Here is a 12,958-nt window from a genome sequence, read left to right as displayed (position 1 = left end):
AATTTTGCAGGCCGAATGCTGAAAACAAAAGAGGCAAAAATTGTCGGTGCTTATGTATCGGATTTAAGAGGTTATTTTTATGGTGAAGTATTGAGCGGATTAAAAGACAGCATCATAAAGAATGAATATGAGTTTGTCATAGTTACCGGTTCTTTAAACCACCGGTTGATGAATGAAAATGTATTGGATGGCGTCATTATACTGGATTCCTATTTTAATACAAGAGAGCTTTTAAATTATGCTGATTCAGGACTTAAAATAGTTTTAATGGACCGGTTAATTGAACATAAGAATATCAATTGTATTACCCTGGATAATGCCAAAGGGATTAATCTGGGTATGGATTATTTAAGCGGTTTGGGCTACAGGGAAATAAGCTGTTTAACAGGTCCTGAAAATTCTTTTGATTCTATGGCAAGATTGTCCGCAGCCTTAAACTATGCAAAATTAAATAATATATCATTGAATGTAACTGCAGGAAACTTTGATTATGAAAGCGGGTATGACTTTGCAAAACGGCAGCATTTGAATTATTCAACAAAAAAAGCTGTTTTCTCATTTAATGATGAAATGGTAGTGGGAATGTATCATTATTTTAAAGATATTGGTGAGGATATTTGCAATTACTTTGATCTGTCAAGCTTTGACAACATTAATTTAATGCAATATTTAGGTATTCCCCTGTCAACCATTGATTACTCAAAATATGATTGGGGTTATAAAGCGGGTTCGCTGCTGATCAATAGCCTGAATCATAAATCAATAACAGAATATAAGACTTTTGATGTTGGCATAGTTCGTTACTGAAGTATGCAGGAGGTATTCATTTGATTCAATTATATAGTGACAGTTTAAAATTCAGCTTTTTAGAATCCGGTGATTTATTTGAAGCAAAAACAGGAGACAGGAATATCAATCTCTTAAAAGGAAATGTGATTGACGGATCATTAAACAATATATATCTTAGACTGAACAGGCAGGACGGCTATGAATATATTGCACTGTTGGGAAAAAATTCAAACAGTCAATTTTACAAGGGCAAAAACAGTGTGAAATGGACCGGAAATTTTATGGGAGTTGACTATGAAGTAAAATTTTATCTGTATCATAATATTTTTTATTATAATGTCAGTCTCTCCGGTTCTAACTCAGAAGAAATTGAGCTGTTTTTTTGTAATGATATTGCCCTTTCCAAAGTGGGAAATGAAGCCTATATCGGACAGTATATAGATCATAAACCAGTTCTTGATAAAAACGGATTTACAATCTTATCCAGACAGAATCAACAGGAGCAAGGAGAAAATGCTTTTATTCAGCTTGGCTCCTTATGTGAAAATGCTGCATATTCAACGGATGGATTTCAATTTTTCGGAAAGGAATATAAGGTAAATGGAAAAATAAAAGCATTGGAAGCAGAAATGCTTGATTGTTATGTTTACCAGTATGAGTTTCCTTTTATCGCAATACAGACTAAAAAAGTAAAGCTGCAAGGGAATCATAATGCTGTTTTTTATGGCTATGTTTTAAAAAGTCTGGAGGGTTCTTCTAAGGAAGTTTTAGAAATTGAAACTATTATACACAATAGCAGGGCTGATTTTTATGACCATTATAAGATTGTTGACAGGATTGAGTACAGCATTGACATCAATTCCATGATAAATGGAAATATCTGCAGTCAGGATGATATTGACCGCATGTATGCTCATGTACAGTGCCCGGAATATGAAGGTGGAAACTTAATATCGTTTTTTGACAATGAAAAACATATTGTATTGCAGAGAAAAGAAGAGCTTGTGGAAAGACAACATGGAAATATCCTGATTTCTGCAAAAGAAAAACGGCTTAACGGAGATATTGTTAATGAAAATATCATTTCCACAACATCTTATATGAGTGGGATTTTTAATTCTCACGTTGTTGTCGGCAATACCAGTATGAATATTTTTATGTCGTATATAAGAAATCCATTAAATATCATGCGTATGAACGGACAACGTATTTTTATTAAAATAAATGATGAGTTCCGATTGCTTTGTCAGCCAAGCATATTTGAAATGGGATTAAACTATTGCAAATGGGTTTATCAATTGGATCATGATACCTTGACAATTATCAACAGAACAAAGTTAAATTCCCCTGTCATCTTCATGGAAATAAACTCCCAAAATGCTGTTTCTTATGAATTTATCATTTCTGCTTTCGTTTGCATGGGAGAAGATGAGTTTAACGAGCCGGGTGAAATCACTGTATCAGACAATAAAGTGAGCTTTTTTCCGCCAAAGGGTTCGGCTGCATCTCAAATGTATCCTGACTTAAATTATTCAGTTGAATTTTCAGGAACCAATGTGACCTTTGACAATGACAGTCCATTTTATAAAGATCATGTTCATAGAGTTGAAAATTTATATACATTCCACTGTTCAGAAACAAATAACCTTAAAATGTATATCTGCGGAAGTGTGGATAACAGGGAGTTTACCGGAGAGGATTTCAGCTTTATAAATGCTGAGGAAAATTATCTGGAAAATTATGGGGCATTGGTCAAAAACTTTAAACTATATTTTCCTGATCAGCGCTGTTTGGACCTGGAACGGTTAAATAAGATTGTTTATTGGTATACGTCGAACATGCTGATCCACTATACCATGCCTCATGGATTGGAGCAATATGGAGGCGCAGCCTGGGGAACGAGAGATGTTTGTCAGGGACCTTTTGAATATTTCATGTGCATGCAGGATTATAAAGAATGTAGAAAGATCATTGAGCGTGTTTTTTCGTACCAGTTTTTTGAAACAGGTAACTGGCCGCAATGGTTTATGATAGACCGATATACGATGAGACAAAATGAAAGCCATGGAGATGTGGTGATTTGGCCTTTAAAATGCCTGGCAAATTATATTTCGGTAACAGGTGACTATGAGATTCTAAACGCTCAGATACCATTTTCACAAAAGGGACAGGAGGGCCGCTTTACCGGATCATATAGTCTGATGGAACATGTCAATAAACAATTGGATTATATTTCAAATGAATTTTATAAAGATACATATCTGCCGAAATACGGTGAAGGAGATTGGGATGATACCTTACAGCCGTCGAATAAGAAATTAAGAGAGAGAATGATCAGCGGGTGGACTACCTCCTTGCTATATGAGACCTTAAGTCAATGGTATGAGGTTTTTCCCCGGAAATCCGTTGAAGAGGAACCGTACAAGTATGGGAAAGAAAAGCTTAAGGCCATGGTTGACGGTATAAGAGATGATTACCATAAATATCTGGTGAAAGACGATGTAGTTTCAGGATTTATTCATTTTGATTCCAATGAGAAAATCAAATATATTCTTCATCCTGATGATGAGGACACTAAGATCAAATACCGGCTGATACCGATTAACCGGGGAATCATATCGGAACTGTTTACGAGAGAGCAGGCCGATCATCATTTGAAAATTATTTATGAACATTTATATTATGCCGACGGCGTGCGCTTAATGAGTAAACCGGCAGAATACAAGGGTGGAATCAATACCTATTTTATGAGGGCTGAGACTGCTTCAAATTTTGGACGGGAAATCGGATTGCAGTATGTACATGCTCATATACGGTTTATTGAGGCAATATCAAAGTTGGGTAAACATGCTGATACAATGGATATGCTTTTAAAAATAAATCCAATTTGTATACAGGATAGTGTGAAAAATGCGGATTACAGACAAAGTAATGCTTATTTCAGCAGTTCTGACGGCGATTTTAAAAACAGATATGAAGCCCAGAATGATTTTTATAAACTTCGCTGCGGGGATCTTAAAGTAAAAGCAGGCTGGAGAATTTATTCATCCGGTCCCGGAATCTATATTAACCAGTTGATCACAAATGTTTTGGGTATCAGGTTCCAGGATCAGAGTTTAGTGGTTGATCCTGTGTTATCCGGGAAATATGATGGATTATGCTTTGATTATGAAATATACGGGCATAGGGTTACGTTCAAATACAGCATATCTGGTCATGACAATTATATTAAATGTATCAAAATAAATGAACGAGTAATGAATTTTGAAAGGGTTAAGAATCCTTATAGAAATGGAGGTGCTAAACTGGATAAACATGAAGTTATGTCAGCTTTAGGGGAACAAAATGAAATTTTATTGACACTGTAGGTAGTTACAACAATGCCATTAAATTATGGGGGGAATTATAATGATGAGATTGAAACGATGGGCATCTGCCGTTTTAGCAGCCGTTATGATTATGTCAGCACCGACAGAAATATGTGCAGGTTTAGCAGGTTCTGCGCAGTACCGGGATGATGTGGAATCAGATTTATGGTCAGCATCCGTTCCTTATTCATTGCTGTCAGATGAAGAATTGTTTCAGACAGATTCAGAGGCAGGTACGGAGAATAGAAGTTCTCTATATAGCAGGATTGGTACAGCTTCTTCAGCAGACAGTTCCAATACGGCTTCTTCAGCAGACAGTTCCGGTACGCCTTCTTCCGCGACCGGTTCCGGCACAGCCGCTTCCGCGGCCAGCCCCAGTACCGCTGTTTCAGCGGCCAGTCCCAGCATTGCCACGCTGTCAATTCCGAGCCCTGATTTATCACTGTCAGATGAGGAAATACTCAATAGGCTGTTTAAAAATAGCTATGAAGTATTTGACCAGTACAGACATGATACAGGAGTTTACAAAGACAGCATTCTGCTTTATGATGGGATACCATTCCATCCTTCCTCAATAGCAGCATCAGGAATTGGATTTATGTCTTTGACAATAGCTGATAAAAAAGGCTGGGACAGTCAGGCTTTGGAAAAGGCCAGATTAACAGCAAAAACAATGGCTGGGCATAGGGATGGCTTTATGCCGGATGTTTCATCCAATGGCTTTATCAGACATTTTATCAATCTGGATACAGGTGAGAGAGAATGGAACTGCGAATACAGTACGATTGATACAGCTATTTTCATAACGGGGGCTTTATTTGCAAAAAAATACTTTAATGATCCAGAATTAAGTTCCTATGTGGATGAATTGTATCAGCAGGTTGATTTTCAGGATGCCATAGCTGATCCGGATACCGGTGGAATTTATATGATCATCAATTCCGATGGCAGCGGCAATGAAAATGCGATTACTCTTCCGTACAATGAGTATATTATTGTTGCCTGGCTGGCATACAATCAACATATTAATGAGCCCAACAGCCGTGCTGTTAAAATGTGGAATAAATGGTATGCGACTCCTGATAATCTTTTAACAAAAGACTATCAGGGAATCCCTCTTTTAACAGATGATGATGATCATTATCTGGCATCATTTACATTGCTGTTCCCCTACTATATGGTGAACATGTTTTCCACATCGTCAAAATATAAACAATATGTAAAGAATGCATACCTTGCAGATCAGCTATGGGCTGCCAATACGGGCATGATGGAGAGCTATGAGTGGGGGAACGGTGCAGGAAACAGTAAGGACAGCGGAGGATATCATGCGGATTCCATTGATAACAATGACGAAATGATCATATCACCCCACATTATTTCAGGGTTTTTGCCGATTAACCCCAGCGGAAAAGACGACTTGGTAAATTTGTACAGAAATGATAAAGGGGTTTATCAGCTTCCTTCAGGTGGCGATGAAATACTCTGGAGATACAGCGCCTTAAATACCTCATGGGAGTCAGATTCCATACAGGCTATTGATTATTCCACGTTTCTATTTGGCCTTGCGGCAAATGACAGTGAAATAGGCATGGAATTCTTCAGAAAATATAATAACTTTTTTGAAAGCTCTAATTCAAATAGCAGCAACGGATCATCGGGCTCAGGAGGATCGGACAAAGGAAGTTCTGCTGCGAAATCTTCCGGCACATGGAGACAGGATGCTATTGGCTGGTGGTACCAAAATGCAGACGGTTCTTATTCCAAGTCAGAGTGGAAAAAAATAAATGAAAAATGGCATTGGTTTGACCCGTCCGGTTATATGGCAACTGGCTGGAAATCTGTTGAGGGGAAATGGTATTATTTGGATGAGAACGGAGTAATGGCAGCAGGTGATTGGGTTCGGTACAATGGACAATGGTATTTCCTGAATGCAGATGGTTCCATGGCAACCGGCTGGATAGAGTGGAAAAATGAGTGGTACTATCTGGAGAAGAATTTGGAAGCATATGGTGTTATGGCTGCTGATCAATGGATTCATGGGGGTTCTGCACCTTGTTTTGTTGATTCAACAGGGAAATGGGTACGGAATGCAGTTGTCCAATAATATAAAAGTTAAAAGGGGGCTGAACGAGGAGATGGGAGCGGACAAAAGATTGGACTACATAAGGCTCACGTTATCGTTATAAAAAATACAATAAGGCCAATACACCAGAACTTTCAAATTTATTAAATCATAGCGGAAATCAATCTAAAAAAGGCAAGCGGTGGTTTTGAACTGAGTATTTTTCAAAACCGCCGCTTGTCATAAATAATTTAGCTGCAAAGTTCTATTACCGTCTAACCAGCGAAGATATATTATATTTTTGAGGAAATATATTATTTCTTTTTTATATCCGGATCATAGATTTCTTCCGAAAATTCCGTCAAAATACGGCGATGCTCCTGTGTTCCTGCCGGATATTGTTTCTGTTGGGGCATTTTCCGTTTGTTTGCTGCCTTTACAATTGCATAGCAGGCCGTAAAAAAAGCAACGAGAGCGATGCCTGCAAGGAAACCCAAGGTCTGTGCTTTTAAAAATGGCATGCTGAACATGGCTATGATCAGTCCGGCCATGGTAAACAGAGAACTATACGGAAATCCGCACAGGCGGCAGTTTCCGTCCGGCTTCCCGTTCTTTTTCCGGAAACGGATATGGGTATACATGAGCACAATATAAGTGAAAAGCAACGCAAATCCCCCTGAGCTGATCAAAAACAGATAGACTTCAGGAAAAAACAATCCCACGTACAGAAACAGCATCATGGACAAACCGGAAAATAAGATTCCCCGGTAGGGGACATCGGTTTTATCCCTTAAAAATGCAGGACCAAGCCCATCATCCACAAGAGAACGGAGCATTCTTCCGATTCCAAACATGGCAGCTACCATAGTAGACAAAATTGCGCTGATCAATATAACCGTCATGGCAGTGCTGGCCCAGGTCATTTGATAGCGGTTTAAGGCCGTAACCATTGGGCTGACATTTTCGCTTAAGGATTCGCTGGGGACCAGCAGCAAAAGAACTGAAATACACAGAATATAAAGTGTTACGAGCCAGAAAACCGTCAGGTGGATGGCACGGGGCACATTTTTTTGTTTATTTTCTGTTTCACTGGCAGCCAGTCCGATGATTTCAAAACCTGCATAGGTGAATAAAACGATCAGCATGCTTCCTGCCAGGCTTTTTAGGCCGCCGGGAAGAAATGGCTCTGATCGCAATATGCTGCTTCCTAGGGGATGGGAGCCAGGTAAGATACCAAAAATGATAATAGAACCTAAAAGAATAAATCCGATAATAGCTATAATCTTTATTGCTGACAGAATACTTTCCAGATGGCTTAACTGTTTTGCACCCAAAAGGTTTAATAACGTCACCCCGACGATCAGAGCAGTGCCCAGGATTGGGATTGAGATGGAGGGAGACCACGTCCGTAACAATATGGAAACTGCGGTAGCCTCACTGGACATGGAAATGACCATTCCGGTCCAATAGACCCAGCCCACCACAAAGCCTGTACCATTGTTTATATACTGAGACGCAAATGTTCGGAAAGAAGCGGAATCCGGATTGGAAACCGTCATTTCTGAAAGCGCAAATAGAATGAAATAAACCATAACAGCACAAATCAGATAAGAAATAATAATTGCCGGGCCGGCAGCCTGTATGGCAACCGATGAGCCTAAAAAAAAGGAACCGCCGATCACGGTTCCCAGAGCCATCATCGTTAAGCGGCCTGCAGTAAGACCATTTGTCTTATTTTTCATAGGATTCCTCGCTTTTGATTTTTGTATTATTATTTCAGATAACGGAAAAGTTATTCGAAACATGGAAAATACAATGATAAAGCGGTATCACAGAAAAAATCCAAACCACCCTCATCCCTGGTATAAATTGGGACACAATTTTTGAAGAAACTTATTTGGCATAGTTTATTTCCTGCTGGGGCAATTATTAGGCCAGAAAGACCTCACGGTAATAAAGGATAAGTGGCTTACGGCGGCATTATTGTAAAGGTACGAATGTTTTACTGTTTACTACCATTTAGTTATTTTTATAAAATATTTAAAGTTCAAAATATGCTCAAGATTATTTGGGATGATATTTCAATTGTTTTTCAACACCTTCTTGGGAAAATTCCCCAAAACCATTTATGACCATTCCTTTACCAACCTGAAGATTTTTGGCGTTACCCATACCTTTGATTAAACCGGCGCGTTCTTCTACATTTGGATTGGAGAAGTCAACCCCATCCTCTAAAGTACAGTTGTATACATTTATATTTCCTAATATTTGTGAACCAGTACCGAATTTGCATTGGCCGAATATACTGATCCGGCCATCAAATCGCCCTTGATTTCTAAAAATGATGTGGGAATTTTTCATATTACTTTTTATAACCATAGGACCATCATTGAAAGAATTGAAATCCCCTATTTCAATAATCCCCTCATTTTTAGCGTCTAAATGTGTGTTATTAAAGAATGTATTGGAATTACCAATCTTAATAGTAGATATGCTATCAGAATCAATTATAACCCCAGGGTAAATGATATTATCACTTCCAATAATAACATTTCGTGATATCAAAACAGAATATAGATCAAAGACTGTATTGTTCTGACAGATTATTGTATTAAGCTCTTCCAAAGTATAATAGTTATTTCTTTCTCTAAAATGGTTCATATTTTGATCAAACATTGGCGCCTCCTAATTAATAATTTAAAAAAATAATTGTATTGTCAACACTTTTAAATTTATTGTAGCCTATCCATTATACTATTTAATTTAGATGAGTTGCAATTTAAATTGGTTTTATTGTAAGCATCTGGTGTATTGTATCAATGATATTTATTTTAATTATCTGCTGACAATCAATTGTCAGCAGATGGTTATCGTAGGTAAAGGGATGCAAGCTTAATTCTTGCGTCGTCTGTCTGCGAGCTTCAGTTGCCGGGTATCTTTTATACAGAGGCGGTTTATGAATATTTAAGTTGTCCATAACCAGAATGATTATGTCTGCATCAGGATATTGTCCATCCACAGGCTGTTTTATTCCCTGATTTTTAGCATGAAATCCGGAAATAAATATTCTGGTTTGTTATCCTTAGCATTTTGATATGTTTTGTGGGCAAATCGTGAGCTTGACAAATCGATGATATTTTCTGATGAATATGAAATTCAGTTCTTTTAATGCCTAATTGAGAACTCAGCCCCCCTCTTTGGCTTTGTTTTTTGATAAAATGCGACAGAAAAATAAAAGAGTTTTCCTTTGTTTTTTTGCAGGAATAGGATAAGAATGGAAATAATAATTTGTCATATTGCCAGATTCTGCATGTTCTAAATTAAATATGAAAACCAGTTAAAACAGAAATGGAAAAAGCGGGAACAGGAAGAAGTCTTTTAGACCGCTGTTTGACAAAGCATTTTATTCAATATGGATTTGCAGCTTATTTACGTAATATGGCTGATTAGAGAAAAATACGAATCTGAACGAGATAACTGATATAAAGATAGTCGGCGTCAGCAATGGAAAAGTCTTGATTTTTTGAATTATACCCGCAAGGTCTGGTATAGTACAGTGATTTGGAAAGGAGTTAATTATGAAACTGCAAATGACTACAGATTATGGCTTACATATCATGATTTTTCTCTGTCAAAAGGACACATTGGTCACGGAGTAGGAATAGCCAATGAGGTAGGTGCTTCCTATGTATATGTAAACAAGGTGCTCCGCCGTTTAAAGGATGCGGGTGGATGGAAAACGTGCAGGGCAGCCTGGGAGGATACCGGATCATGTGGTGCGGGCATTTATGCATCAGGTAAACCAGGGACATTGTTGGCCTATACCTCATCAAAGATAACGTTTGAGAGCAGTGCAGAATATACGGAACATGACAGTTTCCCTGTGATTTCCACATGCAGCGATGAATTCGTCGATGCCCGGTACATAGTAATCGGTATTTGCGGCTGGAATACGGAGATTGGTGGGATAAAGGAAAGGAGTAAAAAAATGGTACTGACGATAGAAGAGATCAAAGCGGATAGACTAATAAAAAGATTCAGAAAATACTGTTGTGATGTCCGGGAAGCAGATATTCTCATAGATGAGATTGAGGCGGCAGTCAAAGAGCAGTGCCTGGAGTTGGAGCAGTTGCGCAGTATGCGAGGGGAATATAACCAAATGAAGAATCAGATTTTGGAAGTTTTACTGGCCCTACAGCAGGCTGGTCAGGAAATACCTGAGCAGATCCGGAATAAATGCAGCGAGGAACTGGCGGCAATGCATCTATGCCATAAAACATGATCGGACCGGGAATTATCCGTATGGTGTGGAAATAATAAGTGAAGCTGATTTTGATGAGCTTCAATTCATCTATCGTAGCCTGAATAGGGTAAGCGGAGGCAAAAACGAGGAAAAATAGAAGAAAATTCGATAAGCGAGGATAGTAAAGTGGAGAATGATTATATGGAGAAAAATGAAGAAATACAGGGCATATGCTACAATATGACTGTAACGGACCGCATCAGTACAATGCTGATTTGTTTTCATGGGAAAAAAGGGGAAGATTTTTATGGTGAAATTCTTAATTGCTATATAGACAGTCCTGTCTGCTTTTTTGGTATTGGTGATCTGATTCTTAAATTAGATGAAATGTGCGACTGGATTGGCACCCCTCAACCAACGATGCAGCCAAGGTTTCTTAATAAAAGAATGGCCGAACAGTATACCCGCAGGAGTAAGGAGAAAACGGAAACACTGGTAAAGGAAAATATTCAGTTGCAGGACAGTACGGTTATGAGTTCGCAGGCTGTTCGGGCAAAGGAAACTTTGCTGGTTAAGATAGAATATCGTCAGAATGCCAGTATGCAGGGAAGAGTGATCGGAAAGCTGACATCCAGAAAGTATGTAAGTTTCCGAAGCGCTTTGGAACTAATGCGTATGATAAAAGAGATTGGCATAAGGACAGAGAGCACTGATTTATAAGGAAGTTGTAAATCAGTGCTTTTACGAAAAGATGGTTTTTATTCAATAATGGAAATGAGGAGTGAAAGATCATGCAACTATTAAGGGTTGCTTTGCTACTTAGTATTTATGATATCTTTATTCTTATTTATTTTAAGCAGGTGTTTCGTAGGAAAAGAAACCATTGGCTTTTTTATATAGTTGCAGTTGTTATTGATGTTGGAACTACCTTACCTTTTTATTTAATTGAAAATGATTTGTTTACAATTTTAAACATGATGATTTCGTTCATGTTAATCGCTTACCTCTTTTTTTATGTGAATGATATACAAATGATTTATGCCGGCAGCATTTATGTTTTTTCTTTATACAGCAGCAGAGGCATTGTCAGTTCCATATTATCTGTTATACTACATACCACCATTTCAGATATTCTGAAAAATGAAATCAGTCATGATATCGTATTGGCATTGGCTATCTTTTTATCTATATTAATTAACTTGTTTATCCGTAAGGCAGTTGTTCCAGACAACAATGCCGGAAATCTAATAGATAATAAGGAACAGCTTCGGTTTGTTGTCATTTATCTTGTTTCAAATCTGGCACTTCTTGTTGTTTTGAACAATGGCAGTTACTATATGGAGATCAAACAATCATGGTTCTCAATTTTATATTTGATGGCATGTATTGTAAGTAAATTGTGGCTGATATTTGTTTTTGACCATACCACGAAGGTATCTGAATTGCTTAAATATGAATTGTATGCCCGTAAGCTGCAGGAACAGCTTTCCCGTCAAATGGTCCATTATCAATCCAATAAAAAATTTACAGAAAGTTTTCGTGTATTCCGGCATGATTATAAAAGAATCATGACTTCCGTAAGATTTCTGTTACAAAACAGAGAATATGAGAAAGCAACCCAGGTGCTGGATGATGTGAGCAATTCCATGCAGCAGAAGCTTCTGAGTCATAAATCTTATTCCAATAATGTTCTGCTGGATGCAATGATTCAGGATGCCGCAAGGATTTGTGAAGAAAAAGGTATTTCCTTTTCGGCTCAGGCGTATCTTTCTGAAAAAAGTCAAATGTCAGATTTGGACATTGTCTGTGTTTTTTCCAATGCAATTGATAATGCCATTGAAGCCTGCAGTAAAATACTTGGACAGGACCAGTTTATTCGAATCATGAGCAGCGGGACTTCGGAATGGGATACGATTGAGATCGTCAATTCCTTTAACGGGGAATTGGCGGGAGCAGGCAAAAGACCGGAGACTACGAAAAGAAACAAAGATTTTCACGGCCTTGGATTGCGTATCATTGAGGAAATCATCGAAAACCTGGGAGGTGTGTTGTATATAGAGCCAGATCAGACCGCAAAAATTTTTAAGATAGTGATGTGCATTCCCAAAGCTCTTGGTTTATATAAAAATAGTTAATGGAGAAATTCGATGCTTGAAAACGCAAATTCGCTACAATGAACGGAGTTTCGCCGGAGGGTATAATATACTTTACCTACAAGGTAATATATTGAAACGATGGAAAGCGTAAGATAAAAATCAGAATTAAATGACCAGGAAATATCTTGAGAATTATGTAGACCTCCAAACTGATGTAAGAATTGCTCAGTTTGGAGGTGTTTTTATAGGCAGAAGAAAGGATACGCCACAAATTGCCGTTATGGGGAACTTATGAATTTTTATCTGAAAGAATTGTGTCAAATGAAAGGACATTACAGGATATAAATCAAGTAGCAACTGCGTTACTTATGAGGTATACTGCCGTAGAAAATAGACA

Annotated in this window: 8 protein-coding genes; 6 read left to right on the top strand and 2 right to left on the bottom strand. The window is 38.0% G+C overall.

What is annotated here, in order from left to right; genetic code table 11:
* Nucleotides 1-15 precede the first annotated feature (15 nt).
* Genes ACYVD3_RS22130 through ACYVD3_RS22120 form a run of 3 tightly spaced genes read left to right on the top strand, consistent with a single transcriptional unit; the run spans nucleotide 16 to nucleotide 6,264 of the window.
* A complete protein-coding gene (locus tag ACYVD3_RS22130; protein WP_460644667.1) occupies nucleotides 16-807 on the top strand; it encodes a LacI family DNA-binding transcriptional regulator in 792 nt (263 codons plus the stop codon).
* Nucleotides 808-827: 20 nt separating this feature from the next.
* A complete protein-coding gene (locus tag ACYVD3_RS22125; RefSeq protein WP_460644666.1) occupies nucleotides 828-4,157 on the top strand; it encodes a GH36-type glycosyl hydrolase domain-containing protein in 3,330 nt (1,109 codons plus the stop codon).
* A 40-nt stretch (nucleotides 4,158-4,197) separates the two neighbouring features.
* Nucleotides 4,198-6,264, top strand: coding sequence for a hypothetical protein (locus ACYVD3_RS22120; protein WP_460644665.1), 2,067 nt, complete (start codon nucleotides 4,198-4,200; stop codon nucleotides 6,262-6,264).
* 272 nt (nucleotides 6,265-6,536) lie between these two features.
* Here the strand turns inward: ACYVD3_RS22120 and ACYVD3_RS22115 are convergent, their stop codons facing one another.
* Complete coding sequence (locus ACYVD3_RS22115) at nucleotides 6,537-7,964, bottom strand: amino acid permease (RefSeq protein WP_460644664.1); 1,428 nt, start codon at nucleotides 7,962-7,964, stop codon at nucleotides 6,537-6,539.
* A gap of 322 nt (nucleotides 7,965-8,286) precedes the next feature.
* Complete coding sequence (locus ACYVD3_RS22110) at nucleotides 8,287-8,898, bottom strand: hypothetical protein (protein ID WP_460644663.1); 612 nt, start codon at nucleotides 8,896-8,898, stop codon at nucleotides 8,287-8,289.
* 880 nt (nucleotides 8,899-9,778) lie between these two features.
* On the opposite strand from ACYVD3_RS22110, the gene ACYVD3_RS22105 reads away from it, so the two are divergent.
* The 3 genes from ACYVD3_RS22105 (at nucleotide 9,779) to ACYVD3_RS22095 (ending at nucleotide 12,600) form a co-directional block, all read left to right on the top strand.
* On the top strand, nucleotides 9,779-10,504 hold the full coding sequence (locus ACYVD3_RS22105; protein ID WP_460644662.1) for a hypothetical protein: 726 nt from the start codon (nucleotides 9,779-9,781) through the stop codon (nucleotides 10,502-10,504).
* 162 nt (nucleotides 10,505-10,666) lie between these two features.
* Nucleotides 10,667-11,185, top strand: coding sequence for a hypothetical protein (locus ACYVD3_RS22100; RefSeq protein ID WP_460644661.1), 519 nt, complete (start codon nucleotides 10,667-10,669; stop codon nucleotides 11,183-11,185).
* 71 nt (nucleotides 11,186-11,256) lie between these two features.
* Nucleotides 11,257-12,600, top strand: coding sequence for a sensor histidine kinase (locus ACYVD3_RS22095; RefSeq protein ID WP_460644660.1), 1,344 nt, complete (start codon nucleotides 11,257-11,259; stop codon nucleotides 12,598-12,600).
* Nucleotides 12,601-12,958 lie beyond the last annotated feature (358 nt).

The organism is Lacrimispora brassicae, from assembly GCF_054772055.1.
This window is presented reverse-complemented; position numbering and strand designations above follow the sequence as displayed.

Coding starts and splice junctions, on each gene's coding strand:
- ACYVD3_RS22115 (WP_460644664.1), bottom strand. CDS start 7,964: ATGAAAAATAAGACAAATGGTCTTACTGCAGGCCGCTTAACGATGATG.
- ACYVD3_RS22100 (WP_460644661.1), top strand. CDS start 10,667: ATGGAGAAAAATGAAGAAATACAGGGCATATGCTACAATATGACTGTA.
- ACYVD3_RS22130 (WP_460644667.1), top strand. CDS start 16: ATGCTGAAAACAAAAGAGGCAAAAATTGTCGGTGCTTATGTATCGGAT.
- ACYVD3_RS22110 (WP_460644663.1), bottom strand. CDS start 8,898: ATGTTTGATCAAAATATGAACCATTTTAGAGAAAGAAATAACTATTAT.
- ACYVD3_RS22095 (WP_460644660.1), top strand. CDS start 11,257: ATGCAACTATTAAGGGTTGCTTTGCTACTTAGTATTTATGATATCTTT.
- ACYVD3_RS22120 (WP_460644665.1), top strand. CDS start 4,198: ATGATGAGATTGAAACGATGGGCATCTGCCGTTTTAGCAGCCGTTATG.